22 protein-coding genes and 2 tRNA genes are annotated in these 26,609 nt (G+C 64.1%); 10 read left to right on the plus strand and 14 right to left on the minus strand.

The annotated features are described in order from the left end of the window. Positions 1–44 precede the first annotated feature (44 nt). The 5 genes from GRS80_RS16130 to GRS80_RS16150 all read right to left on the minus strand — a co-directional run bounded on the left by GRS80_RS16130 (position 45) and on the right by GRS80_RS16150 (position 6,311). Positions 45–683 carry a fibrillarin-like rRNA/tRNA 2'-O-methyltransferase gene (locus tag GRS80_RS16130; protein ID WP_160048457.1) on the minus strand — a complete coding sequence of 213 codons (639 nt, stop codon included), beginning with the start codon at positions 681–683 and terminating at the stop codon, positions 45–47. Further along, positions 676–1,599, minus strand: coding sequence for an NOP5/NOP56 family protein (locus GRS80_RS16135; protein ID WP_160048458.1), 924 nt, complete (start codon positions 1,597–1,599; stop codon positions 676–678). The genes GRS80_RS16130 and GRS80_RS16135 overlap by 8 nt, the downstream gene beginning before the upstream one ends. Positions 1,600–1,731: 132 nt before the next feature. Then, entirely contained in the window at positions 1,732–4,107 is a 2,376-nt protein-coding gene (locus GRS80_RS16140; protein WP_160048459.1) for an amino acid permease, read from the minus strand. A gap of 173 nt (positions 4,108–4,280) precedes the next feature. Further along, positions 4,281–5,408 carry a DUF63 family protein gene (locus tag GRS80_RS16145; protein WP_160048460.1) on the minus strand — a complete coding sequence of 376 codons (1,128 nt, stop codon included), beginning with the start codon at positions 5,406–5,408 and terminating at the stop codon, positions 4,281–4,283. 99 nt (positions 5,409–5,507) lie between these two features. Further along, complete coding sequence (locus GRS80_RS16150) at positions 5,508–6,311, minus strand: inositol monophosphatase (RefSeq protein ID WP_160048461.1); 804 nt, start codon at positions 6,309–6,311, stop codon at positions 5,508–5,510. A gap of 399 nt (positions 6,312–6,710) precedes the next feature. Between GRS80_RS16150 and GRS80_RS16155 the strand changes: the two genes are divergently transcribed. Continuing rightward, positions 6,711–9,164 carry a PGF-CTERM-anchored ABC transporter substrate-binding protein gene (locus GRS80_RS16155; protein WP_160048462.1) on the plus strand — a complete coding sequence of 818 codons (2,454 nt, stop codon included), beginning with the start codon at positions 6,711–6,713 and terminating at the stop codon, positions 9,162–9,164. A gap of 164 nt (positions 9,165–9,328) precedes the next feature. Here GRS80_RS16155 and GRS80_RS16160 read toward each other — a convergent pair. Beyond that, positions 9,329–9,411: transfer RNA gene (locus GRS80_RS16160), tRNA-Leu, on the minus strand. A 196-nt stretch (positions 9,412–9,607) separates the two neighbouring features. Between GRS80_RS16160 and GRS80_RS16165 the strand changes: the two genes are divergently transcribed. The 4 genes from GRS80_RS16165 to GRS80_RS16180 all read left to right on the plus strand — a co-directional run bounded on the left by GRS80_RS16165 (position 9,608) and on the right by GRS80_RS16180 (position 12,806). Beyond that, a complete protein-coding gene (locus tag GRS80_RS16165; protein WP_160048463.1) occupies positions 9,608–10,618 on the plus strand; it encodes a glycine betaine ABC transporter substrate-binding protein in 1,011 nt (336 codons plus the stop codon). A gap of 34 nt (positions 10,619–10,652) precedes the next feature. Continuing rightward, complete coding sequence (locus GRS80_RS16170) at positions 10,653–11,312, plus strand: hypothetical protein (protein WP_160048464.1); 660 nt, start codon at positions 10,653–10,655, stop codon at positions 11,310–11,312. A 361-nt stretch (positions 11,313–11,673) separates the two neighbouring features. After that, positions 11,674–12,585, plus strand: coding sequence for a DUF5794 domain-containing protein (locus GRS80_RS16175; RefSeq protein ID WP_160048465.1), 912 nt, complete (start codon positions 11,674–11,676; stop codon positions 12,583–12,585). Between the two features lie 46 nt (positions 12,586–12,631). Beyond that, positions 12,632–12,806, plus strand: a tRNA-Trp gene (locus tag GRS80_RS16180). Between the two features lie 206 nt (positions 12,807–13,012). On the opposite strand, the gene GRS80_RS16185 is transcribed toward GRS80_RS16180, so the two are convergent. Together GRS80_RS16185 and GRS80_RS16190 are read right to left on the minus strand one after the other, a co-directional pair. After that, a complete protein-coding gene (locus tag GRS80_RS16185; RefSeq protein ID WP_160048466.1) occupies positions 13,013–13,996 on the minus strand; it encodes a beta-ribofuranosylaminobenzene 5'-phosphate synthase family protein in 984 nt (327 codons plus the stop codon). Between the two features lie 369 nt (positions 13,997–14,365). Further along, a complete protein-coding gene (locus tag GRS80_RS16190; RefSeq protein WP_160048467.1) occupies positions 14,366–14,695 on the minus strand; it encodes a hypothetical protein in 330 nt (109 codons plus the stop codon). Positions 14,696–14,914: 219 nt separating this feature from the next. Between GRS80_RS16190 and ilvD the strand changes: the two genes are divergently transcribed. Continuing rightward, positions 14,915–16,636, plus strand: a complete 1,722-nt coding sequence (gene ilvD, locus GRS80_RS16195) for a dihydroxy-acid dehydratase (protein ID WP_160048468.1) — start codon at positions 14,915–14,917, stop codon at positions 16,634–16,636. Between the two features lie 136 nt (positions 16,637–16,772). After that, positions 16,773–16,940: a hypothetical protein gene (locus GRS80_RS20495; RefSeq protein ID WP_200840408.1), complete on the plus strand. Its 168-nt coding sequence runs from the start codon at positions 16,773–16,775 to the stop codon at positions 16,938–16,940. Positions 16,941–17,084: 144 nt separating this feature from the next. Here GRS80_RS20495 and GRS80_RS16200 read toward each other — a convergent pair whose 3' ends face one another. The 3 genes from GRS80_RS16200 to GRS80_RS16210 form a co-directional block, all read right to left on the minus strand. Continuing rightward, the gene (locus GRS80_RS16200; protein ID WP_160048469.1) at positions 17,085–18,461 is read right to left on the minus strand and encodes a cell surface protein; all 1,377 of its coding nucleotides are present in this window, start codon (positions 18,459–18,461) and stop codon (positions 17,085–17,087) included. A 275-nt stretch (positions 18,462–18,736) separates the two neighbouring features. Further along, positions 18,737–19,165 carry an adenylyltransferase/cytidyltransferase family protein gene (locus tag GRS80_RS16205; RefSeq protein ID WP_160048470.1) on the minus strand — a complete coding sequence of 143 codons (429 nt, stop codon included), beginning with the start codon at positions 19,163–19,165 and terminating at the stop codon, positions 18,737–18,739. Positions 19,166–19,244: 79 nt separating this feature from the next. Further along, positions 19,245–19,742, minus strand: coding sequence for a Mov34/MPN/PAD-1 family protein (locus GRS80_RS16210; RefSeq protein WP_149081611.1), 498 nt, complete (start codon positions 19,740–19,742; stop codon positions 19,245–19,247). 151 nt (positions 19,743–19,893) lie between these two features. Here GRS80_RS16210 and GRS80_RS16215 point away from each other — a divergent pair, with 151 nt between their 5' ends. Further along, positions 19,894–21,798, plus strand: coding sequence for an OB-fold nucleic acid binding domain-containing protein (locus GRS80_RS16215; protein ID WP_160048471.1), 1,905 nt, complete (start codon positions 19,894–19,896; stop codon positions 21,796–21,798). A gap of 292 nt (positions 21,799–22,090) precedes the next feature. Here GRS80_RS16215 and GRS80_RS16220 read toward each other — a convergent pair whose 3' ends face one another. The 3 genes from GRS80_RS16220 to cofD form a co-directional block, all read right to left on the minus strand. Beyond that, positions 22,091–22,414 (minus strand): hypothetical protein, encoded by a 324-nt coding sequence (locus tag GRS80_RS16220; RefSeq protein ID WP_160048472.1) that lies wholly within the window; start codon positions 22,412–22,414, stop codon positions 22,091–22,093. A gap of 280 nt (positions 22,415–22,694) precedes the next feature. Then, on the minus strand, positions 22,695–23,447 hold the full coding sequence (locus GRS80_RS16225) for a tRNA-dihydrouridine synthase (RefSeq protein WP_160048473.1): 753 nt from the start codon (positions 23,445–23,447) through the stop codon (positions 22,695–22,697). Next, a complete protein-coding gene (gene cofD / locus GRS80_RS16230; RefSeq protein WP_160048474.1) occupies positions 23,447–24,439 on the minus strand; it encodes a 2-phospho-L-lactate transferase in 993 nt (330 codons plus the stop codon). Before cofD ends, GRS80_RS16225 begins: the two co-directional genes overlap by 1 nt. A gap of 200 nt (positions 24,440–24,639) precedes the next feature. On the opposite strand from cofD, the gene dpsA reads away from it, so the two are divergent. Together dpsA and GRS80_RS16240 are read left to right on the plus strand one after the other, a co-directional pair. Next, positions 24,640–25,185, plus strand: coding sequence for a DNA starvation/stationary phase protection protein DpsA (dpsA, locus tag GRS80_RS16235; protein ID WP_160048475.1), 546 nt, complete (start codon positions 24,640–24,642; stop codon positions 25,183–25,185). A 180-nt stretch (positions 25,186–25,365) separates the two neighbouring features. Further along, positions 25,366–26,559 (plus strand): pyridoxal phosphate-dependent aminotransferase, encoded by a 1,194-nt coding sequence (locus GRS80_RS16240; protein ID WP_160048476.1) that lies wholly within the window; start codon positions 25,366–25,368, stop codon positions 26,557–26,559. The last annotated feature ends 50 nt before the right edge of the window (positions 26,560–26,609 follow it).

Raw genomic sequence — 26,609 nt, forward strand, 5'->3', positions numbered from 1 at the left:
CACGCTGTCGCCACACTACGTCCCGACCGACGACGCGTTCGTCGTTACCGCGGCCGGGCGACGACGCCGAGGTGATCGTCGTGGTAGGCGTCGAGTCGACGCCGCTCGAGTATCTCGTATCCCTCCTCGAGTTCCGTACACACCTCCTCGAAGACGTCCGATGGCTCGCGGGTGACGTCCTCGCTTCGGGCCTTGACGGCGAGCAGGAGCCGCCCGTCGTCGGCGAGAAACTGTCGATTCTCGAGGGCGACCCGCGCCTGGCCGCGCGTCGCGACGTCCTGGACGATGGCGTCGACGTCGGACTCGACGACGTGGGCGTACGTCTCCGGTTTCCGGGCGTCCGCGAGGAGAGGAAAGAGCCGGGGGCGGGAGGCCGCGGTCTCGAGCAGGTCTCTGGCCGGTCGCGGGGCGAACTCCACGGCGTAGGTCGGCCCGGCGAAGTCTGCGACGTGGCTGACCGTCGTTCCGCTGGCCGCACCGAGGTAGAGCACCGTCTCTCCGCCCTCGAGGCCGGTCTCCATCTCGAGTTCGAACATTGCACCGAGTTTCGATCGATCGGGGGCCCAGGCTCGCCACTCGCCGTCGGTCGGCTCGCCGTAGACCGGTTCGCCGCGGGTCGCCAGCCGTTCGGCCCCGTCGATCGTCCGACGTTCGACACCCGACGGAAGCGGATCGTTACTCATCGCCGCCTCCGTTCTCCTGGCCTCGATCGTCGTCGGCACCTGTTTCACCGTCGTCGTTTCCGAGATCGGCGTCGCTGGTGCGCGCCTGAATCGTCTCGATGCGCTCGGCGAGTTCCGCCTCGAGTTCCGGTTTGCGTTCGCCGGAGTAGTGATCGACGCGGGCAGCGATTGCGAGCTTTCCCGCGAGTGCACGCGCCGCCGATCCGCGGTGGTCTGGGTGGGTTCCCCTGACCGCGTCGTGGACGTAGATGATGCCGTGTTTCGGCGACGGAGCGTGTCCGCGGAGGTGGGCGAACAGGGCATCCTCAGCGCCGAGTACCTGGATCGTCCCGCTGGGTTTTTTCGCCAGACTCTCGAGTCCGCCAGCGAGCGAGACGAGTCGGGCCGCAAGGATCGGCCCCGCGAGCGCGGAGAGGTTCGGCGCGACCGTCGGCGCTCGGCGCTCGACGAACTCTCGGAGGTCGTCGGCCTCGTCGCCGAGGTCGGCGACGCGTTCGGCGAGCGATCGGATTGCGGGCTCGCCTGCCACCGCCTCGCGGTCTTCGCTCGCCAGTTCGCGGGCGTACTCGAGGCCGGTTCCAGCGTCGGGGTCGACGGTGCCTGCCCACTCGGCGAGGCGTTCGGCGAGTTCGTTCGCCGTCCGTTCGCAGTCGTCCATCGCTCGAATCGCGTGGACCAGCTGGCGGTCGTCCGCCCGCTCGCGGGACTCGATCGCCGACCGCGCCGCCGCGGTCGTCGCCTCCTTCAGCGCGTCGTAGTAGCTCTCGTGGTCCTCGGCGAATCCGGACTCGACGGCGAGGGCCGGCCAGTCCCGAGACACCTCACTCGAGCCGTCCCGGACCGCCGCGGCGGCCGACTCGAGATCGCTGGCGTCGACCCCGGAGAACCATCCGTCGTCGGGGGCGCTGTCGTTCATACCACGTCGTAGCTGCCGCCGTCGTATATGCGTTCCCGAAACGCGCTCCCGGTGTCCGCTCGAGATGGGTTCGACGGCCACGCGTTCGGGCGAGCGAACGGAAAACGGTGCGTGTGGCCCGCTGGAGGACAGTTATTTCCCGAACAACCGTTCCCTGAGTGACCGGGAGCTCGGGCGCTCTGCGAGCACCACCGAACAGTCGACCTCGGTGACGACGTCGTAGGCGACGGAACCACGGATCAGACGTGAGAGGAGTCCGCGTCCGGTCGCTCCGAGAACGATCAGCGAGTGGTCGCGAGCCGCCGTCGCGATCGCGTCTTCGACGTTGCCGGAGGTATCGACCCTGCTCGCCGCGTCCTCGAGTCCGTGATCGGCGGCCCACTCCTCGAGGAACGCTTCGCCGTCGGCCAGCTCGTCCGGGTCGTCGACGACGTGCAACAGCGTGATTTCGGCACCGATTCGCTCGCGGAGATAGCGAGCGATTTCGGCGCTCAACTCGGAGTCCGGGCCGCCGGCGGTCGGCACCAGCACCCGGTCGAGACCCGTGCCGCGGTCGTCGAAGACGAGGAAGTCACACGGGAGGTCGTCCGTGAGTTCGTCGAGCGGGCGCTCCGCCCGCCCAGCGGACCACGGCCGACCGGAGCCCCACCCCATCACGACCGTGTCCGCTCGCTCGCGTCTGGCGACGTCGAACACCTCCTCGAGCGAGCGGTGGGAGACGACGGTCCGGACGTCGACCGGCACGTCGAGTGTCTCCGTGCTCTCTCGAACCTGGGCCATCAACTGCTGTGACTCTTCGTCGATTCGCTTGACGTGTTCGGAGCCTTCCTCGAGGGGCGTCTGGTCCGGCACCTGAACGACGTGGACGGCCTGGACGACGCCGTCGTTGGCTTTGGCGACGATACTCGCCAACTCGAGTAGGTTCGACTCGGTTCGGGGATTCGACACCGGAACGACGACGGTGTACTCGTCGTCCGACGGCTGGACGGCGCTCGCCGCGGTCACCGCCGCGTCCGGCATCTCGGCGGAGCGATCCAGGATGTACGCCCCGAGCAGCCCCTCGAGACTGGTCTTCGTTCGCGCGTAGCCGAAGTACCAGACGATCGCGAAGACGACGAACACCATGCTGATCAGCGTCGCGATCGGGTCCATGAAGCCGATCAGCGCGAGCGAGAGAACGAAGCCGGCGATCGGTAAGAACGGATAGAACGGCACCTCGAAGTCGGGATCGTACTCCGGGGGGTTCGTCTCGCGGAAGACGACCAGCGAGGCGTTGATCAACGCGTAGACGACGAGGTGAAGGACGCTCGCCGCACTCGAGAGGATCTCGACGGTCTCGCCGAGACCGATGATGAAGACGATGATCAGGAAGCCGGTGACGGCGATCGACCGGTACGGCGTCGCGAACCTCGGGTGAATCTCGTTGAGTTTGTCGGAGACGATCTTGTCCCGGCCCATCGCGAAGTTGATCCGCGCGGAGGCGAGGATCGACGCGTTCGCACTCGAGGCGGTCGCGAGCAGCGCCGCGAGGGTGATCGAGGTGACGCCGACACCCAGAAGCGGGATTTCGAAGCCGGCGACGGGAAGCTGGTAGTCGAAGACGACCTCGGCCGCGTAGGACATCGGCGCGTTCTCGACCGTCTCGAGGAAGAACTCCTCGTGGGGAATTAGCCCCATCAAGAGCCCGACGAGGATGGTGTAGATGACCATCACGATTCCGACGCTGCCGATGATGGCGATCGGAAGGTTTCGACCGGGGTTTTTGAGTTCCTCACCGACGGTCGCGATCTTCGCGTAGCCGAGATAGGAGACGAAGACGAGTGCGGCACCGGGGAGGATCGCGGCCGTCCCCTCGGGGGTGTAGCTGCCGTCGACGGTGACCGTTCCCCAGTCGAACGAGAAGAAGCCGACGATAGCGAAGATCGTGAGGATACCGAGCAGGAGGGTGACGATGGCAGTCTGAATGCCGCCGGTTTCCTTTGCGCCCATGTAGTTGACGCCGACGAAGATGGTCCCTGCAATGATCGCCCCGATCTGGATCTCGTTCAGCGTGAGACCGATCTCGATCGTCCCGATGGCGACCGTGCCAAGGTCGACCGCCGGCAGGAGCGTGATCGTCCCGAGGAGCGGAATCGAGACCGTCGTTCCGTCGAGTAAGTCGGCGAGGTAGCCGCCAAATCCAATGCAGTAAAAGGCACTCGCGAAGGCGAGGCCGATCCAGTCGCCCATCCCCGAGATCGAGCCGGCCAGCGGTCCGAGCGCGCGATTGATGTAGTAGTAGGCGCCGCCGGCTTTCGGCATCGCGGTCCCGAGTTCGCTCACCGAGAACGCGTTCACCATCGCGATACAGCCACCGATGATAAACGAGAGGACGACCGCGGGCCCCGCCTCCTGTGCGGCGACGCCTGGTAAAACGAAGATGCCGGCGCCAACCATCGTCCCGATTCCGATCGCCAGCGCCGAAACGAGCCCGAGGTCCTTGGCGAGTTCTTCTTCGGTTTCAGCCATAATCCCCTCCGTCAATTAGTGGAAGAGAAGATAAACCAGATCTCATTTTCGTATTCATAGTTGTACTCTCGTCGACGGTACAGTAACCCACGTCGGACACACCTCTTAAATTATTTGTTCGCGGTTGGTGTCTCGTTTATAGTTCCCTCCCGCGCGTCGATTGTGGGACGCCACTAGACGCCGAACGTCGCACGGAGCATGTCTCGAGTGCCCGGGCCGAGTCCCACCGCGACGACGGTGATCATCAGCAAGACGGCGTAGCGGGGACTCTCCTCGAACACCTCCTCGTTGAACACCCAGATGACGGCGACGGCGGCCGCGAGTTTGACCAGCAAGAACGGCCAGGCCGCGCCGGTGACGTCGACGACGCTCGCAGGGAGCATCGATCCAGTGACGTTGACGATCGCTTCGTTGACCGGGTGTTTCGGCACCAGATTCTGGCTGTGACCGAACGCCACCGCCCAGTCGAGACCGATGACGTTCGCGACGCCGTCGACGGCGTGGGCCCAGATGACGACGAACCCCATGAACATGGTCCCGCTGTTGATCTGGGGTGCGAATCGATCGACCGCGAACCAGACGACGACTGTCGCGACCGTCGCACCGACGAGCGTCGTCGTCAGTAACAGCGGGTAAAAGGTCGCATACGGTTCCGTCGCCGCGAGCCATCCCAGGTAGCCGACGGTGGCCGCGAGCAACACCGTCCCGATTCCTGCAAGCGGATACTCGTAGCCGGAGACGTAGCCGTTTCGGTCCAGCCAGACCGAGACCACGACCGCGACGAGCGTAACGAGAAAGACGGTGAAGTAGATCAGCGGACTGATCAGAAACCCTGACCACGGCAGTTCGATCGCGAGTTCGCCGGTGTCACGGTAGGCGGCGACGTTCGCGTCCTCGACGACCCGCAGGGCACCGCCGAAGAGCATGAACGGGAACAGCGCGTAAAAGCCCGCCCGGTAGCGCTCGATGTTCAGCCGCCTGACGAGCAGGACGATCCCGGCCAAAAACAGGATGAGCGTCGGGATGTAGCCGGCGTAGGAGACGAACGTGTAGCCGGGCGAGGCGGTCGGTCCGTCGTCGGGCCCGGCTTCGTCGATGTGGACCTGCTCGCCGCCGGCCCAGGCAACCTCCCTCCAGCCGTGGGCGTCGGCGACGACTGGACCCCAGTAATACTGCCAGATGAGATCGACGTACACCCGCTGTGGAAAGGCGATCGCAGCGAGGGTAACGATCGCCGCGAGGAGGGCGACGGTCACGGCCCACACACGGGCCGGCCCGTACCGCTCGATGAACTCGTTCATATCCGATATCCGTGGCGGTGGGCGCTTACCGTTTCCGGTTTTCGCATTTCCTGCAGTCGTCCACTCTGCCCGTTCTCTGACGCACGATTCGGTTCGTCCTCACCCGGTGATCTCTCGAGCAGCCTCGAGTAACTCGTCGTGAATCCCGCCGTTGGACGCGACCAGACCCTCGCTGTCGTGTCTCCACCGCTCGCCCTCGAGGTCGGTGACGACTCCACCCGCCTCGCGAACGAGGGCGACGCCGGCGACCGTATCCCAGGGGTTCGCCCGCAGGTTCGTCACCACGCCCTCGAGCGACCCCGAGGCGACCATCCCGAGCTCGAGTTGGGCACAGCCGTGGCGCCGGATGTCGCCAAAGCGCGTGACCAGGGCTTCGGCCGCCGCCGCGTACTGATCTCGCTGGTGGTAGTCCCACCAGAACGTGGGACAGACCGTCGACGCCTCCGGGTCCGTTCGATCGCTGACCGAGAGCGAATCGCCGTTCAGAAACGGACCGTCGGGTCCGACCCGGTACGTATCCGACAGCGCGGGACAGACCATCGCCGCGCCGACCGGTTCGCCGTCTACGACCGCGGCGACCGCAGTACCGAACGCGCGGCTGCCGGCCACGTAGTTGTTCGTGCCGTCGATCGGGTCGACGATCCAGGCGGGGCCCTCCTCGGGCACCCGCTTCAAGGCGTCGTTCTCCTCGCCGACGATCGGATCGTCCGGATACGTCTCGCGGACGACGTCGACGACCGCCACCTGGGCGTCCTTGTCGGCCTGGGTCACGACGTCCGTCTTCCCGTCTTTGAACTCGACCTCGAGGTCGGCCCGAAACGACTCCGCCGCGATCTCCGCACCTGCGTTCGCCGCTCGCAGAGCCACCCCGGCCCGTCGATCCGTAGACTCGCGTTCGCTCATTGACTCCCGTCCGCGCTCCGCGGTGAAAAGTTGTCGGATCTTCGACGAACGTCGGCTCGAGTGGAGAGTTGGGCCACCCAACGACCGATAGAGGGTATTTCCTTCAAAAACACGCGGAAGTTCGGCCGACACTCGAGTCCTGATGGGCGACCGAGGCGCCGAAACGCGGTATCGTACCCGGCGAGGCCGATTCGGCTGGAGCCGAGACGGGGTTTGGAGTCGCATTCCCGAGGCTGCGTGTTCCAGTCGGACGTGACCGAGGCGCCGAACCGATGCTGACGGCGAAACGGAGTGCCATCACCTCGAGTATTCCCCGCCTGCTCTGGTCGGTGAGTGTACGGTCTCCAAGCAGGATTGAGTTAGTCACATATTTGTTGTAGTGAGGCCAGCGTTCAATCGATGCAACGTACGTTCGACGTGAGACAGCTACTCACAGTTGTGGTGGGGGCGATCCTCATCTGTTCACTCTTTGCGCCGGCAATCGTTGGCGGCGCGATAGCAGATACCGGCCAGGAGACGACGAGCGAGTCGGTTACTGGCATGGACGCCGACCTCGAGTGTGAGTTCCCGCTGGAGCGGACGGACGCCCGCGGGGAGACGATCACACTCGAGGAGAAACCCGACCGAATCGTGACGCTGTATCCGGGTGACGCCCAACTGGCGTTCCAGGTCGGGATCGAGGACCGAGTCGTCGGAATGCCGATCGGACAGTACACCGACTCCCTCGAGACCGACAATCAGACAGACATCAGTCGCGACGACGGCGTCACGCCGGAGGTCGAGACGATCGTCGACCTTGAGCCGGATTTCGTCCTCGCTGCGAACGTCGCACTCTTCGAAGAGGATCTGGTGGCCCAGATCGAAGAGGCAGGGATCCCCGTCTACGTTCTCGACGAGGCGAACTCGATCGAGGACGTCGAAGAGAACGTCGCCGCCACGGGCGAACTCTCCGGCGAGTGTGAGCGAGCGGCACTGCGGAGCGAGTGGATGACCGACCGCCTCTCGATCCTCGAAAACGCCGTCGACGACGAGGACGAGCCTCTGGCGTACTACCCCACTGGCGACGGGTTTACGCCCGGCACCGATACCTTCCAGCACGACGTCCTCGAGGCCAGCGGCCTCGAGAACGTCGCCGAACGCGCCGAGATCGAAGGCTGGGGCGAGATCAGCTCCGAAGTCGTCGTCGCCCACGACCCCGAGTGGATCGTCTACCCGGACTGGGCCGACGACCCACAGGTTCCCGACGTCCTCGACGCGACGACGGCGATCCAGGCGAACAACACCGTCGCCGTCGACGACAACGCGATGAGTCAGCCCGCACCCGACATCGTCTTCGTCGTCGAAGACCTCGTGGCGACGATCCATCCCGACGCCTACGACGAGACCGAAGGCGATCTCGCGGCGCTCGACGAGGCGCTCGAGGACGACCTCGAAGCGATCGACGGCTCGGACGAGACCGACGACTCGGACGACGAGCAGGACGAAACGGGTGACGATGATTCAGACGACGAACAGGAAGAGACTGACGACGACGCTGACACTGTCCCTGACCTCGAGTGTGAGTTCCCGCTCGAGCGAACGGACGCCCGTGGTGAGACGATCACACTCGAGGAGGAACCCGACCGAATCGTGACGCTGTATCCGGGTGACGCCCAGTTGGCGTTCCAGGTCGGAATCGAGGATCGAGTCGTCGGAATGCCGATCGGACAGTATACTGACTCCCTCGAGACCGACGGTCAGACGGACATCAGTCGCGACGACGGCGTCACACCGGAGGCCGAGACGATCGTCGACCTCGAGCCGGATTTCGTCCTCGCAGGCAACATCGCGCTTGCCGACGAAGACCTGCTCGACACGCTCGAGGAGGCAGACATCCCCGTCTACGTTCTGGACACCGCGAACTCGATCGAGGACGTCGAAGAGAACGTCGCCGCCACGGGCGAACTCTCCGGCGAGTGTGAGCGAGCGACACTGCGGAGCGAGTGGATGACCGACCGCCTCTCGATCCTCGAGGACGGTGTCGGCGACGAGGACGAGCCGCTGGCGTACTACCCCACCGGCGACGGATTTACGCCCGGTACCGATACCTTCCAGCACGACGTGCTCGAAGCGTCTGGCCTCGAGAATGTCGCCGAACGCGCCGAGATCGAAGGCTGGGGCGAGATCAGCTCCGAAGCCGTCGTCGCCCACGATCCCGAATGGATCGTCTACCCGGACTGGGCCGACGACCCACAGGTTCCCGACGTCCTCGACGCGACGACGGCGATCCAGGCGAACAATATCGTCGCCGTCGACGACAACGCGATGAGTCAGCCCGCACCCGACATCGTCTTCGTCGTCGAAAACCTCGTGGCGACGATCCACCCAGACGCCTACGACGAGATCGAAGGCGATCTCGCGACGCTCGATGAGGCGTTCGAGGACGACCTCGAAGCGATCGACGACTCGAGCGAGACCGACGACAGCAGTTCCGGATCGTCCGGTAGTACGGGCCAGAGTGGCGGGAGTTCGTCCTCCGGTAGTTCCACTACGGGCGGCGCGGGTGATGAGGATACCGAAGCGGACGACGCCGATGAGGATACCGAAACGGACGAGGACACCAAGATAGATGACGAGACGGACGACGATGCTGGGACAGACGACGAAGGTGACGACGATATCGAGACGGACGATGCAGACGACGCTGAGACAGACGACGAGACGAGTCCCGATGCTGATGAGCTGATCAGCGACGACCCTGAACCCACTGTCACCGAGGACGGCGATGACGCAGTACCCTCGGTCGGCATCCAGGGTGCACTCCTTGCGCTGATCGTGTTCGCCCTCGTTTCCGTGGGCCGTCGCTCGAACTAACCGACGACCCGCGATATCTTCGCGAGGTCCAGGCCCACTGTACACTCAGTGTTCACCGTGAATGCCTCCGTTAGTCGGTGACGGTCTGTCAGAATCTTTGCGAGGGAAGATCCCGCGTAGGACCTTCTGCATTTTCGCTCGGCACAGTGTGTGCCTCGCTGCAATGCGAGGGGAGGGAATCGAACCCACGAACGTCTACACGAGCGGATCTTGAGTCCGCCGCCGTTGACCGCTTGGCTACCCTCGCACGCACCTGGGAGTTGCGCCCTCATCGGGTTAAATCGTCCGATTCGGTCCGGCCCCTGTCGGACGGACGCCGAAAAGTAGTAGGAAACTATTTATATCTCACAGAGTACTTTAAACTGACGCGTAATTCGGGCCGACTCACGGCAAACCGGACGATACCCGTGGCCGCTGATTGCGTCGAAAGTGATCGATAAGGCATGAAACGACGACAGACGCGACGACGGGTGTTGACGACCGCCGGTGTAGTAGTGACGGCCACAGCGGCGGGATGTACGAACGACGAGACGTCCGGGTCAGAGCCGACGGACGAAGAAGGCACTACCTCAACGGACGACAAAACAACGACCACCGACGGCGACGCCGACCGTGACAGTTCCAACGGCCGTGACGTCGCAGTCGGGTCGAAACGATTCACCGAAAACGTCCTCCTCGCGGAGCTGTCAGTGTCGCTTCTCTCTCGCGTTGACGGCGTCACGTCGGTCCTCGAGGAGACGATCGGGGAGCGAACGACCGTCCAGAGTTTCGTCGACACCGAGTACGGTGGTCTCGACCACTACTGGGAGTACACCGGAACCCTCTTTCGGTCGCACTACGCTCACGAGTCTCCGGAAACTATCGAGGAGGTACGAAAACTCGCCGCAGACGACGATATCGCCGTGCTCGAACCGGGTGGCTTCGACAACACGTACGAACTCGTCACGACCGACTCGTTCGCGAGCGAACACGGTCTCGAGACGCTTACTGATCTCGCCGAGAAGTTCGGGGACAGCGACGTCCGATTCGGCCTCGGCGACGAGTTCGTCCACCGCATCGACGGCTGGCGAGGTTTCGTCGACGCCTACGATGTTGACGCCGACCGTGCAAACGAGATCACGTCGGACGCCGAGGTCGTCCCGGCGGGGAGCACGTACGACCTCCTCGAGGCAGAGGAAGTCGACGTCGTAATGGGGTTTTCGACGGATCCCGAACTCGGCGGTGCCGATCTGGTCGCCCTCGAGGACGATCGGTCGTTCTTCCCCACCTACAACCCGGTGGCGCTTGTTCACCAACCGACGCTCGAGGCCGTCCCGGAGATCGAAGCGCCGCTGAACGATCTCGCGAGCCTCCTCGACTCCACGGAGACTATGCGCGAACTGATCGCACGGGTCGACGACGATGGCGAGGATCCGTCCACGGTCGCGACGGCGTTTCTCGCGGAGGAACGGTAACGACTCGAAAAGTGCCCACGACAATTACTCAACAATGACTGACTCACCGATACGCGACGACCGATCCACATCCGAGGCGACGCCACGACGATCGACGGCCGACCGTTCGTCCGCAGAAACGACGAGCAGGCGAACCGCGCTCAAGGCCGGAATTGCGACCGTCGGTGCGCTTTCCCTGTTTGGAACCGGCGTGAGCGCCCTCGAAACCGGTTCCCTCGAATACAACGAGGATACCGAACTCATGGATTCCGCCCACTCCTATCAGTTCTCGGTAACGAATACCCACGACAGAACGGCGATCATTCAGTACCTCCAGCTCGCGGAACTTGACTATCATACGATCGCTCTCGACAATCTGGACGGCGACGATACGATCGAGATCACACCGGCGAACGGGGGCCACACGAGCAGGGTGTCCGACACCTTCGCGAATGGAGGGTACGTCATGCTCGTCACCAAGGACAGCGAAGCGAGTATCAACCCCGGCGAAACCGCGACCGTGAAAATCGGCCCGTACTACGAGGCCGACGCTCACGCCGCCGCCAACACGATTATACACACGAACCACCGGAAACTGGATATCTCCGGATTTTCGTTCAGAAGCGACTTTCGGATCAGCTATGTGCTCGCCCAGACGGAACCCGGCGTGAGAGACAACGACGAAATTCAGTTCTCCCCGGACGGACCGCTCTGACTCACCCGTGGGTCCGACCCGGACGACGGCTCGGCTCTCGTCGACGGATCGACCGTCTCCGGACACCGACGCATCGGTTCGAACAGGCGTATTGAGGCCGGCCCGTCGTGAAAACGTCTCTCACACAACGTTTATTGACGGCCCCGGCATCGGTGTGGGTATGTACGCTGTGAGTTCCAGCGAACCCCGAATCGGTGGCCGGACGACGTTCGACTCCGCCTCCAGCTTTACATTCGGGAATCCGAAATTCACACTCACAGCGCGAGGCCCAAATTGGACGAAACGACTCCCCTACGAGTCGGGACGGTATCGTCCACTACGTTACCCATCGGCCTCGGGTCACGGCCATCGTCCGTGACCGATGAGTGCATCTCAACACCCGGTCGCGCTCCGCCTAGAGCGGATCGTCGGCGGTGACACCAGGCTGCTCGCGCTCGTGATGATGCTGCCGCTCATCGATGGCGTCTTCCCGGCGTTGATCCTCGCCGGCGCACTCGACAGCCCGCTAAACGCGATCCAGGTTGGATTGCTTATTTTCGGCGGGAGCGCCACTGTCGCAGTGATTCTCGCCGAAATGTCCGGAACTCCTCGAGAACAGGCGAAGATCGTTCTCCTGGTTGGCATCCCGCTGATACTGCTCGCCGCGGTGCAAGCGGCGCTCGCACCAGCGATCGGGAGCGTGCTGGACGACGCGATCATCGAGCGGTTCGCCGCACTCGTGATCCTCGCCATCGCTGCCAAAACCGCCAGCGCGACCATCGGCGAGTACCTCCCGAATCCCGCAGTCATCATCGGACTGGGGCTCGTGGCAAGCATCGATCTCAACGGCGCCTCGTTCGCGCTAATGGAAGATCCCACGCTCGTCGCCAACGCGACCCTCGCCGCAGTCGTCGGCGTTGTCTTCGCCCTGGCGGTCGCCCTGAGCGGGCCCTACCTTCGAGAGTACATGGACATCGACCGGTTTCGATTCGGGAGCGCGGTCGCGCTCGGGCTCTTGCCGCTTTCACTGCTCGGCTTCGCCTTCGGACAGGCACCACTCGCCGCCCTCGTCGTCGCCGCACTGTTCGCCCTCGAGTTCTCGTTCGACCGCGGCGACGAACAATCGGAAGACGACGGCGGCGTCTTCCCGGCCGTCGGCACGGGCCCGCTTCCCGACGTCGGTCTAACCGGCCAGGGGGCGAACGCGGATACCTCCGAAGACGAACGTGAAGACGAAGAAGCCTATCCCGGCGACGATCCGACCGACACCGAGGAGCGCGCCCCGTGGCTGTAGCTCGAATCGAAACCACTTTAGGCAGGATACACCTACGAACGCTCGAGGGGTCGTGGCCAAGTCAGGGATGGCGACTGACTCCAGAGGCACCGCGTCCGGGACGACACTCCAGACTGATATACTGATCGGACACCTGATCAGTGTCCGTGTGATGACCCTCTGGAGTTCCGAGGCGCACCGGAGATATCAGTCGATCGGGGGTTCAAATCCCTCCGACCCCATTTTCCCTTGAATTTATTGTAATATTTCACGGTAGTGGTCCGTGTAGAGAGCTATCTTCTATCGAAGGTGGATCTGATGCAATAGTGTGATTTTCGTGGGTGCGTTAGCGACGCCAGTGATTTCGGGACGGGAATAGCACGACTTCCGGAGCGCATCGACCGAATAGGGTGCTGTTCGAGGAGATGGACGCCAAACCCCCCGAGTTTTACGAGGGGTCGTCGACCCGGATCCGCGCACCGTCGGTAGCTGGGGCCGAGACGACGACCCGGCCCTCGAGTCCTCGATCGGCGAGTGCGTCCTCGGCCGCCGCGGCCGCCTCGTCGGCGTGGTCCCGATCGGTCACGCCGTAGACGACCGGCCCCCACGACGACTGGCCGACGCCCGAGAGGACACGACAGTGCTCGAGCGCCTCGACGAGTTCGCCGGCGGGGGGGCGAAAGACGCCGCCCTGTGCGTCCGCGTACCAGCTCCCGTTCTTGCGGCCGATCTCGGCGATCGCCTCGCCGAACTCCTCGAGGCGACCCTCCGCGGCGGCCGGAAGCAGTTTCCGCGTGACGACGCCCGCGATTTCGTCGGCGACCGCGGGATCGGCGCGCTCGACGACGGCTCGCATACTTCGATCTTCGTCGTCACCGCTCCGTCCCGGCTCGGCGTCGGGAACGACGACGAGAAATTGCCAGTCTGCGGGGAGATCGTGACGCGAGACGACGGGCGGAACCGTCCAGTCGCCTTCCGCCGGCGGCTCCGTCGTAAAGCGTGCCGTCGGGTGGCCGGCGTCGACGACGAACCCGCCCGCTTCGAACGTCGCGACACCGACGCCGCTTCGCCCACCACGGCCCATCGCAGGAGCGTGGTCGCGGACCCGAGGTTCGAGACCGTGGGCACGGGCCGTCCCCGCGAGGACGGAGAGGGCGAGCTGGGTGCCACTTCCCAGGCCGACGTGTCTCGGGAGGCGTTCCTCGAGGACGATTTCGACACCAGGAACGTCCAGCAACTCGACGGCTCGGTGTGCGTACTCGCGGACGAGCGAGTCGGGTGCAACGATTTCGTCCGCGGAGTTGGCGACGAGGGTAACCCGCGGTGTCTCGAGGCAGACACCAACGCCGCCGTACAGCCGACGGCGAGCGAGCGAGAGGTTCTGAAACCCGACGTGGAGGCGGGCTCCCGAAGAGACGGTGACGGTCGGCATCGTTCTCGCCGATTGGGTCGCTCGAGGGAAGGGGGTTTCGACGCTGGCAACGTCTGATGCGGAATGCTGTCCCGATATCTCGTCGACGACTCGTTCGGAATGCCATCCGGACCTCCCGGCGCATCCGCCTCACGGGTCGCTGGTGCGCCGACACTGATGGACGGTAAACCGTATCAGTTCGGGTTACGGACGCGTCGAAACTGACGGGCAACGCACCGGACGACGACTCCGCTGAAACGAGATGCGACGTGCCGGTGTCCTCGGACGGTACGGACGACTCTCGACGCGTTGGGGTGTCGACACACCGTGCAGTCGATTTGGCTCGGCGACCGTCGTCGGATCGAGAACGCGTCGGTCGGTGGTGCGTAGCTATCGTTCTGGAACGCCGTACTCGACGTGGACGGTCGGCGTGCTCGGAGACTCGGGGGCGGGAACGCCGTTCCAGTCGACGAGGTTGACGTTCGCCATCTGTCCGGAGAATCTGAACCGCCGCACCCCCACGTCGATCGTTCCTTCCGCGGCGTGTTTCGAGACGACCGTCGCGTCCTCGAGTGGGTCGTGGGAAACCATCTCAATCTCGCCGTCGACGGCGATCTCGAACGCTGCGGGAACGCCGCGACCGACGATGGTCACGAGATTGGGTAGATGGTCGTCTTCGCTCGATGCTGTCTGGCTGTGTACCGGATCGTCGCGTGCCATGCTTCGATGAGCCGGGTGGTACAGTATAAGCTTTCTTCCTCGAGAAACGGTAGGATCGTGAGAAATAGAGCCGCTGATGTATAAATTTCGCAATAGACTTGGTTTCCGGAATGGACGACTACCCTCCGGATATCGGCGAACATGTTCGTGTCATACGGGCGTGGCGGTGTGATCGACCGGGAAAGGGTGACTTATAGTGTCCCGGCGTAAGGTCCGACCATGAGCAGCGACGAGTTCGACTACGGAAAGGACGAGCAGTTGCCGAGCCACGAGGTGACTCAGGGTGCGGAGAAAGCCCCGCATCGAGCGATGTTCCGTGCGATGGGGTTCGACGACGAGGACTTCTCCTCGCCGATGATCGGCGTGGCCAACCCCGCGGCCGACATCACGCCGTGTAACGTTCACCTGGACGACGTCGCCGCGTCGGCGCTCGAGGGCGTCGACGAGGCCGGCGGCATGCCGATCGAGTTCGGCACGATCACCATCTCCGACGCGATTTCGATGGGAACGGAGGGGATGAAAGCGTCGTTGATCTCCCGGGAGATCATCGCCGACTCGGTGGAACTGGTCGCGTTCGGCGAGCGTATGGACGGTCTGGTGACGATCGGCGGCTGTGACAAGAACATGCCCGGGATGATGATGGCCGCGATCCGGACCGACCTGCCCTCGGTGTTCCTCTACGGCGGCTCGATCATGCCCGGCGAACACGACGGGCGAGAGGTCACGATCCAGAACGTCTTCGAGGGCGTCGGCTCCGTCTCCCAGGGAGAGATGAGCGAGGGAGAACTCAGCGAGATGGAACACCACGCCTGTCCCGGTGCCGGATCCTGCGGTGGCATGTTCACGGCGAACACGATGTCGTCGATCTCCGAGGCGATCGGCTTTGCACCGCTCGGATCGGCTTCCCCGCCCGCCGAAGACGATGATCGGTACGACGTTGCCCACGAGAGCGGCGCACTCGCGGTCGAAGCGGTCGAGCGCGGTCTGCGGCCCTCCGATTTCCTCTCGCGGGAATCGTTCGAGAACGCCATCGCGTTGCAGGTGTCCGTCGGCGGCTCGACCAACGCCGTGCTCCACCTGCTGGCGATGGCTGCGGAGGCCGGGGTCGACCTCGACGTCGAGGACTTCAACGAGATCAGCGCCCGGACCCCCAAGATCGCCGACCTCCAGCCCGGCGGCGAGAAGGTGATGAACGACCTCCACGAGGTCGGCGGCGTGCCCGTCGTTCTCCAGGAACTCCTCGAGGCTGACTTGCTCCACGGCGACGCGTTAACCGTTACGGGCGAGACGATGGCCGACGCGCTCGAGCGCGTCGACCCACCACGGATCGAGGAGCTCGACGCGGCGTTCCTGCACACCGTCGACGACCCCATCCACGAGCGCGGCGCGATCCGCATCCTCACGGGCAACCTCGCGCCCGAGGGCGCGGTGATCAAGATCACCGGTGAGGACCACCTTCACCACGAGGGGCCGGTTCGCGTCTTCGAGGATGAGGAGAACGCGATGGCCTACGTCCAGGAGGGCCGCGTCGAGTCCGGCGACGTCCTCTGTATTCGGAACGAGGGCCCCCGCGGCGGACCCGGCATGCGCGAGATGCTCGGCGTCACGAGCGCCGTCGCCGGCCAGGGCCACGCCGAAGACGTCGCACTGTTTACCGACGGCCGCTTCTCGGGAGCCACTCGAGGATTCTCCATCGGCCACGTCGCCCCCGAGGCCTTCGTCGGCGGCCCGATCGCCGCCCTCGAAGACGGCGACATCGTCACGATCGACATCGACGAACTCGAGCTCTCCGTCGACCTGACCGACGAGGAGATCGAGTCACGACTCGAGGAGTACGAACCCGAGCCGGCCTACGACACCGGCGTGTTAGCGAAATACGGCACGGCGTTCGACTCCGCGGCCAACGGCGCCGTGACGAACCCGGGAGCCACTCGAGAGTAGCACCGTTCTGGGCAAAAGTTCGGTACGTCACCGTACTCTCCGTTCCGGACATGGTTCTGGCGTGGACGAAACGACCGCCCTTCGATGTCCTGCACGGCCCTTTCCCCCACCTATCACCGAGAGTAAGCAGAGACGAATGTACACGTACTGCCTCGAGTGTGGATGGCAGGTCAGTACGAGCGGCGACCTCACCGAACGGGAGGCGTCGGAGGCGGCAATCGAACACTTCGTCGAAACCGGTCACGCCGTCGAGTCGCTGCGTCTCCCATCTCCCGTCGTATTCGAGGAGGCCCACAGCCAGTGAGCCGACGCCTCTCGATTCCGATCTGCGCGCCGGTCTGGTGACCGGTCGTGAACTGAAGCGGGGAAAAGCGAGTCGTCCGACGATCCCGCCCACTGAGTGATGATTCCGCCCTCAAGGTGCCGACGAATTCGCGTCTGTTCCGGGTTAGAACGGCGGCGAGGTCGGGATGCCCGTCTCGAAGTCGTCGATCGGTCGAACGCCGATACCGTGGAAGTCCGGCGTCGAAATGTCGTCGTCGTCGATCTCGTCCGCGGAGTAGTCGTCGATCGGATCGGGCTCGACGACGTCAACGACCTCTCGCGTTTCGGTGTCCAACACGGAGAAGCCGGGCGTCACGCCGGTCGCGGCGTGTGGATCACCGGACTGCGGGGCGGGGCCCCGAAGCGTCACGAACATGTACTCGCCGTCGGGCGAGGCCCACATGATGTCGGGTGCGTCGCGCTCGCCCGGGTCGTCGGACTGGTCCGGACCGTAGGCGTCGATCTCTTCGATGACCTCGTCCGTCTCGGGGTTGAGGACCACGCCGTCGTTCGTCTCGCGGTTCAGGACCCACAGCTCCTCGCCGTCAGGAGTGAACCAGAAGCCGTGAGCGTCGTTGCCAGCGGTGCTCGCGCCGTCGACGGTGATCTCGTCGTCTGCCGTGTCGTAGACGTAGTAGTCGCCGACGCCCTCGCCGTCACTCGAGGGGAGACCAGCAGTGAGGTAGAACTTCTCCTCAGTGGGGTGGGGCATCGTCCCGCAGTTGGTCGGAAGCGTCTCGCCGGAGTAGGCTCGATCGACCGAGAAGTCGTCGTGGTCGACGATAACGAGCGCACCGTCGTGGTAGCTCGGTCCGACGGTGTGAAGTGATCGTCCATCCGGGGCGTACTGGTGACAGATCGGTGCACCCTCCTCGATTCCGGCGTCGACGATCGTGTCGTTCTCGCGAAGGTCGATGTCGTCGACGATCTCGAACTCCTCGGCGTCGAGGTCGGTATCGACGCGGACGATCTTGTCCGCGCCGATGACGTCGACGTGGATATACTCGTCGTCGGGCGAGAAGCCGGCGAAATGCGAGCTCGGCCCAGTCTCGATGTTCCCGACGAGTTCGTGATCGTCGGTTCGGAAGACGAGCGTGCGGGCCCCGCCGGTACAGGCGACTGCGGCGTACTCGTAATCCGACGTGTAATCGATCATGTGCGGAACGACCCCGTCGTCCGGGACGCCCTCGAGGTCGTTCAGATCGATCGTGTCGGTCCGGTCGAACTCGTCGTCACCATCACCGGGCTGATAGAAGTGAATGTTGTCCCGGCCTTGGTCGAGCGCCCAAATTTCGTACTGGAGCGTCGCCGGTTCCTCGGGTTCGTCGTTTTCGTCCCCGTCGTCGGTCTGTTCTTCCTGGTCACCGCCGTCGTCGTCCGTGCTTGCGTCGTCGTCCTGGGGCTCGACGTCGCCCTCTTCGTCCGCACAGCCGGCGACTGCGATGGCGCCGGCAACTGCACTTCCCGCGAGGAATGTTCTGCGAGTTGGATCTGGCTTCATACCGACGTACTCGGGTCTACGGGTTCAAAAGTTTGCGGGTTTCAGGCCGTCTCTGCGGCAAATTTGGCACTTGAGGGAGATAGCGGCAATTGTTGACTTCGGTTTCGATCCGGTCTCGAGAGATCCGTCGGAAGCACCAATCACCCGTCAATCGCCGGTTGAAAATATCGGGAGAAACGATGAATATTGCCGCTTTCTACGTCGTCGTTTTTCGGGGTTCCAGAGACGATTCCCTCTCTCGTGGAGAACGTCCACGACAGTACTCGTCGGTGATGTCAACGGCGACGGTCGAGCACCCGGTCGATAATGAGCCGCGTCGAGAGCAACTCGTCGTCGCGTGGCTCTCGCCCGCTCGCACGCTCGACCGCACAGTCGATACCGCGACGCTCGAGTTCGGAAGCGATGGCGGATTCGTCGTGATACTGGTCGTGTCCGAGCGCGATCACGTCGGGATCGATCTCTTCGATCGGCGCGAAGATGTCTTCCTGGTGGCCCAACAGGGCCTCGTCGACGGCCTCGAGAGCGGCCACGACGTCCCGCCGTTGGGTTGCCGGACAGATCGGTGCCTCCTTGTGATCGACGTTCGTCGCCCGCGAGACGATGACGTAGAGTCGATCGCCCATCTCGGCGGCTTCCTCGAGATAGTGGACGTGGCCGGGGTGAATGATGTCGAACGTCCCCTGTGCGATGACCGTTCTCGTCATCTGTCTCTCGTTCGACTCGTTCGTCGAGTCATAGCTTTCTCGAATCTCTTCTCTGGTTCGGCTGCGGTGGTCTGTCCGTTCATCCGCGAAGCTCCTCGTCGATGTCTGCCTGGGTGAAATCGAAGAACTCCTCGTTGTCGGGGAGATCGACGTCGAGGACGTTCAGATTCGTTGGCTGCCCCTGTGAGTCGAATGCCTTCCAATCGGTTCGTCTGTACGGTGCGCCGACGATGATGTGGACGCTTCCACGGCCGAACGTCTCGAGGTCGGCGTCGCTGGGTCTGATCACGCCGTTCGGATGGGAGTGGATGCTCCCCAGCGCCTTCACGTCGTTCGGAATCTGGCTCGTCTTGACCGTCGCGCTAACGCTGTTGGCCTCGGTGCCGGGCACGACCAGAATGTCTGTGATGATGAGTCCGTCCCGGTCGAGTCCTAGCCGACTCGCCTCGGTCCCGCGGAGAAATCCCATATACTCCGCCGGGTGAGTCGCCTCGGAGGACTCGATAGCGAACTCGAGGGTCTCCTCGGCGATGCCGAGGATCTCGTTCGAGCGAAACAGCGCGTCGAGCAGCCCCATATCCATACCTGTGGGCTTGCCGTTGCTAAACGTTCCGATACACCAGTTCGTACTCGCAAGCCCTGACAGAGGGACGCTGGATCATCCCTGGGCACCCGCGGAAACTCCTTGGCAAGGGTTATACGCGGCCACCACCAAACGCCAAACCAAGATGACACGTGAGTCCGCCGAGGAACTCGGCGAGGACGACGGGGGTTCCGTCGTCTACGATCTCGATGCTGACTGTACCGCCGACGACGTCGAGCAAGATACACCCTATCTGGCCGAAATCAACGGTGTCGTCGACTACGGCGTCTTCGTCGACCTCTCCGAATCCGTCTCCGGTCTCGTCCACGAATCCGTCCTCGAGGGCACCTACCGCGTCGGTGACGAACTCGTCGTCGAACTCGAGGCCGTCCGCAACAACGGCGACATCGCGTTCGAACCCGTCGACGCCGACGAGTACGAACTCGAGTCGGTCTCCCACGACTACTCCCTGACGGGGACGAACCGCCTCGAGGCCAACGTCGGCGAACAGATCCACCTCGAAGGCACCGTCATCCAGGTCAAACAGACCGGTGGACCGACGATCTTCCACGTCGCCGACGAGTACGGCGTCGTCCCGTGTGCCGCCTTCGAGGAGGCCGGCGTCCGCGCGTACCCGTCGATCGAAATCGACGACGTCATCCGCGTCACCGGGACGCCCGAATACCGCGAGGGGTCGGTCCAGATCGAAGTCGACGGCCTCTCGACGCTCGAGGGCGAGGATGCCGAGCAGGCACGCGAGCGAATCGAGGAGGCCCTCGACTCCCGTGCCGAGCCCCACGACGTCGACCCGCTGATCGACTGGCCGGCCTTCGAGAAACTCCGACCCAATCTCCGCGAGGTTGCGAAACTGCTTCGCCGAACCGTTCTCGAGGGTCGTCCCATCCGCGTCCGCCATCACGCCGACGGCGACGGCATGTGTGCCGCAGTCCCGGTCCAGATCGCTCTGGAACGGTTTATCTCGGATGTCCACGAGGACGCCGACGCGCCGCGACATCTCATCAAGCGACTGCCCGCGAAGGCCCCGTTCTACGAGATGGAAGACGCCACGCGCGACCTGAACTTCGCACTCGAGGACCGCGAGAAACACGGCCAGCAACTCCCGCTCCTGTTGATGCTCGATAACGGCTCGACGGCCGAGGACGTCCCGGCCTACGAGACGCTGGCGCACTACGACATCCCGATCGCCGTCGTCGACCACCACCACCCCGACCCGGAGGCCGTCGAACACTTACTGGACGCCCACGTCAACCCCTACCTCCACGACGAGGACTACCGGATCACGACGGGGATGTGCTGTGTCGAACTCGCCCGAATGATCTACCCCGACATCACGGACGAACTCCGGCACATCCCCGCCGTCGCCGGCCTCTCGGATCGTTCGAAGGCCGACGCGATGGACGACTACCTCGAACTCGCCGCCGAGGAGGGCTACGACGAAACGCGCCTACAGGACGTCAGCGAGGCGCTCGACTACGCCGCCTTCTGGCTCCGGTACAACTCCGGCGACCAGCTCATCCAGGATCTGCTCCAGATCGACAACGGTGACGACGAGCGCCACCGCGAACTCGTCTCCTTCTTCGCCGACCGCGGCCGCGCCGAGGTCGACGACCAGCTCGAGGCCGCCATGCCCCACGTCGAACACGAGGACCTCGACAACGGTGCCCACCTCTACCGGATCGACGTCGAGAACTTCGCCCACCGCTTTACCTACCCCGCACCCGGCAAGACCACCGGCGAGATCCACGACCGGAAGATCGAGGAAACCGGCGATCCCGTGATCACGGTCGGCTACGGCCCCGACTTCGCCGTCCTTCGCTCCGACGGCGTTCGACTGGACATCCCGAACATGGTCACCGAACTCGAGGAAGAAGTTCCGGGCGGCGGCGTCTCCGGCGGCGGCCACCTCGTCGTCGGCTCGATCAAGTTCGTCAAAGGCAAACGCGAGGAAGTGATCGACGCCTTGGTCGAGAAGATGGAAGACGCCGAAATCGACGAAGCGCTCTCGAGTGCCGCGCCGATCGACGACTGACTGATTCGTACGTGACTCGAGCGTCGTTCGTCACTGCCGTGGACAAAACGTTACGACTGCGTGGGCTTGTGGGTCTGCAACCGTAGACTGTTTGAGAACCGTGCGGCGTTAACGAGATGAAGTCTCGTTCGCACACCAGAAATCTCAGATTTCTGGGGACGTCCTCAGAAACGCGAGCGTTTCTGATGGGCTGCACAAGAGCTTGCTCTTGTGAACGCTGTATCCCCTCCCTGCTCGCTCCTTCCCTTTGGTCGGCGCTCGCTGAGGAAGGGAGCTTAGCGCCTCAATTCAGCTAAAACTGATAGCGTCGCTCGTCGTCCATCGTCGGATACTGGTCAGCGCCGGTCATCTCGTCGAAGGTCATCCCAGAGAGATACTCGTCGTAGGTGACGTCGAACCCCGAACGCAGGTGAAAATCCATCTTCCCCGTCTCGACTGTCGTCTGAAACAGCATGTGGATCGCCCGCCGAACGAGTTCGTCCGTCTCCTCGGGCTTGAGGGCCGTCTCGAGGACGGCGAGTTCGTTCCTGGTCTCCCGGTCCAGCGAGACCGAAAGGTCGTCGTCGAAATCCGTATACGATTCCTCGATCTCCTCGGTTAGCTCCTCGAGGGTCATAGCGGTGTGCAAGCGGCCTCGGTGGAAAGTCCTTTCGTGCTCGCTCGAGCCCGCTCGACAGTCGTCGCCCACCGTGAGTCACACCGGTCGAGAAACCGTCCGATAGAGCATGCTCTCGCGTTGAACACGTGCCGTGTGTGTCTGCTTCGGGAACCTGTTCGTCCTCGGTCTCCTCGCGTTCCCCCGGCTCGAGTCGAGGCTGATCGAACGTCGGCTGGGCGAACCACCGTTCGACGGTTGATCGAGCGAATCCGGGCTCTACCGCCGTACCACGACACCCTCACCGCTTCGCCGTAGGGCGGAACTGCCGGGTGACCGCCTGGCCGACGCGCTCGAGCACCCGCTCGTCGTCGCTCGGTCGGCCAACGCTGACGGCGTCCGCGCCGTACTCGACGTACTCGCGGACGGTCTCGGCGTCGCGGACGCCGTTGTTCGCGACGACGAACAGCCCCGTCGCGTCCGCGACGTCTTCGATCACCGATTCGGAGTCCATCGCGTCGACGTGGACGAACGCTGCGCCAGCGTTCTCGAGCGTGCGTGCGAGCGCGGGGAGATCCACCTCTGGAACCTCCGCCCGGACCTTGACGCCGACCGTCGCGCCGGTGTCGGCCGCCGTCTCCACGTACGTTCGAAGCCGGTCGGCGTCCCGCAGAAGCGTCTCGCCACAGCCGACGGCGCACAACTCGTCCTGGCGACAGTGGGCGTTGATCTCGAGGAACGCGTCCCGGTCCCGGCAGATGCGCGCCGCCTCAGCAACCGGGTCGGGCGTCGCACTCCGGACGTTGAACGCCGGCTGGATCGGCACGTCTTCGAGCGCGGCGAGTTCACGGTCGACGAAGGCGAGCGGGTCGGGCGGGAGGAACTCGTTCCTATCGCGTTCGACGAGCTTTCGGGCGGCGGCTCTCGAGGCGTCGTCGATCGCGATCCCGCCGAGAAACGCCGCGCCAGCGTAGGAAGCGCCAGCCTGTGCCCAGTCGGCGTCCGATTCGCCGCTCAGACTCGAGAGCACGAGCGGTGGATCGATCCGGATCATCACTCGACCTGTTCGATCGCGTCGTCGACGGCTCGGACGACGCGTCTGGCGTCCTCGCGGGAGTCGATCCGGATATCCGTTCGAACCGTGGGCCGGTCGAACTCGGTCGCGTCGGTCTCGTCGATGACGAAGGCGTCCGCGAACGGGTAGGCACTCGCTAGCCCGGCGGTGCTGGGGTCGGCGTTGACGGCTTCCATCAGCGGTCCGGCCGGGCCGGAGAAAGCGTCGTCGCCGAGGAACGGCGAGACTGCGACGACCGTCGTCTGTGCGAGCGCATCCGCGAACCCAGGCAACGCGAGCATCGGTCCGATACTCGTCACGGGGTTCGATGGCCCGATCACGACCGTGTCCTCGAGTGCCTCGAGGACGCCCGGCGCGGGTTCGGCGGACGACGAGCCCCGAAATTCGACTGTGTCGACGGCGCGTTCGCCGCGGTGGGCAATCCAGTACTCCTGGAAGTGCATCATCCCGTTTTCAGTGTGGATCAGGCTCGCGACGGGGTCGTCGCTCATGGGGAGAAGATCGACCTCGAGACCGAACGCGCCGGCGAGTCGGTGGGTCGCCTCGCTCAATGAGTGTCCCTGATCGAGCAGGCTCGTGCGCGTGATGTGGATCGCGCGATCGCGGTCGCCGATCGTCATGAACTCGCCGATCCCAGAAAACCGCCGCCAGTTCGCGAGTTCACGGCCGTCCGTTTGCTTTTCCTTCGGAAGGTACTGGGGACCGGTCGGAAGGTTGCCTGCCGATGCGAGGTCCATCAGTGCCGCGTTCGTCCGGTGGGTATCACCGTCGATACCCCACCACGTCTCTCGGTCGAGGACACCACCACCCTGGAACAACAGGGTGTCGACGTCGGGCGAGACGAACAGTCCGCCGAGTTCGATGTCGTCACCCGTGTTGGCGACGATCGTGGTCTCCTCCGGCGAAAACACGGCACCAGCCCCGTCTAACAGCTTCGGCGTTCCGGTGCCCCCGGAGAGGAAGGTAACCATGCCTACAGTTCTCGGGCGAGGCTACTTAATCGCTTGCGCTATGCGAAAGCGTGGTTCCGCACCAACACGAACGGAACGTCTCGATGGGGGACTCAAACAAAATCAATATTGGCGTACAGGAACTAACTTTTTCTATTCGGCAATATTGATTTGTTCTGGGAAAGGCTTTAAGTGGTTCGCGGGAGTAGAACCGAAGTACGATGAGTACCCAGAAAACCGTCCGACAGTCGGCTGACGTCGTCGAGGAGAACGAACTTCGCCTCGAGCAGGAAAAGGCCGAACAGATCGTCGATGCGTTGAACACGGAGCTGGCGAACTCGTACGTGCTGTACCACCAACTCAAAAAGCACCACTGGGTCGTCGAGGGTGCCGAGTTCCTCCCGCTTCACGAGTTCGTAGAGGAGGCGTACGAACACGTCGAGGAAGGTGCGGACGTCATCGCCGAGCGCGCACAGGCCCTCGGTGGCGTCCCCATCTCGGGACCGACCAATCAGGAACGACGCGCGACCGTCGAGTTCGAGGGCGAGGACGTCTACGACGTCCGCACGATGTTCGAACACGACCTCGAGATGTACGGCGATATCATCGAGTCGATGCGCGACAGCATCGAACTCGCCGAGAACTTAGGCGACTACGCCACCGCCGAGATCCTCCGCGAGATCCTCGTCACCCTCGAGGAGGACGGCCACCACTTCGAACACTACCTCGAGGACGACACCCTGGTGCTCGAAGAAGCGACGAAGTAACCCGACTGCCGACAGCGACGTTTTTCGCCGACAACACGCCGTTTTTCCCGTCCGTCGACTGGACCGTGTCCTCGAATCCGATCCAGTTGTGGTGAATGCAACTCGGCGTCCGTGGCCGACCCGCATCCCGTTGTCGGCTCCAGCAAACGCTTTCCGGCTGGCGACGGAACCCGACTATCGATGCACTCGAGCCCCCCGCACGGGGAACGTATTTCCGGGCGCGTCGCCGAAATCGAGCCACAGCAGATCCGGGTCATGTTCGACCTCGCGGCGGCGGCCGACGGCGACCTCGTCCACCTCGAGGTCGGCGAGCCGGACTTCGATACCCCCGAACACGTCGTCGAGGCGGCGTTCGAGGCGGCGAGACGCGGCGAGACGCGGTACACGGCCAACGCCGGCGTCCTCGAGCTTCGTCGCGCGCTGGCCGAAAAGCGCTCTGAGGAGACCGGCTCGGCGGTCGATCCCGACTCCGAACTGATCGTCACGAACGGCGGCGTCGAGGCCCTTCACCTCGCGATCCACGCGGTCGCCGATCCGGGCGACGAGGTCGTGATTCCGACGCCGACGTGGCCGAACCCGATCTCTCAGACCAGACTCGCCGACGCGGTCCCCGTCGAACTTCCGATGGCCGCGACGGACGGCTTCGCGCCCGATCCCGACCGCATCGTCGAGGCGATCGGCCCGGACACGGCGGCCGTTCTGGTGACGTCGCCGTCGAACCCGACCGGGAAGCTGGTTTCCGAGACGGCGATCGATCGGATCGCGACGGCCGCGGCCGAACACGAGGCGTACGTCATCGCCGACGAAGTGTACCGCGAACTCACCTACGGCGAGACGCCGCGGCCGGCGGCGAGCGTGACCGACCACGACGAGTGGGTGCTCTCGATCGGCTCGTTCTCGAAAACCTACGCCATGACGGGCTGGCGCGTCGGCTGGCTCCACGGTCCCGCGGACGTCGTCGACGAACTCGTGACGATCCACGAGAGCACGACTTCCTGTGTCAACACGCCCGCCCAGCACGCCGCGATCGCCGCGCTCACCGGCCCACAAGAGCCGATCGACGAGATGAAAGCGGCGTTTCGTGACCGGCGTGATTACGTCGTCGACCGCCTCGAGTCGATCCCACACGTCTCCGCCGACCGGCCCGAGGGCGCGTTCTACGCGTTCGTCGACGTGAGCGCACTCGAGGGCTCGAGCGCGGAGATCGCTCGACGGTTGCTCTCGAAGTACGACGTTGTCACGGCACCCGGAACGGCCTTCGGGGACGGTGGCGAGGGCTACCTCCGGCTGAGTTTCGCGGCCGATCGCGAGCGACTCGCGGTGGGGCTCGATCGAATCGAATCGATGGTCAAAACGGAACTCGGATTGGAGTGAACTTTCATCAACTGTCGATACACCCTCACGACAACCGTGGTTATGAAACC

It is taken from the genome of Natrialba sp. INN-245 (assembly GCF_009807105.1).
Taxonomy (GTDB): domain Archaea; phylum Halobacteriota; class Halobacteria; order Halobacteriales; family Natrialbaceae; genus Natrarchaeobius; species Natrarchaeobius swarupiae.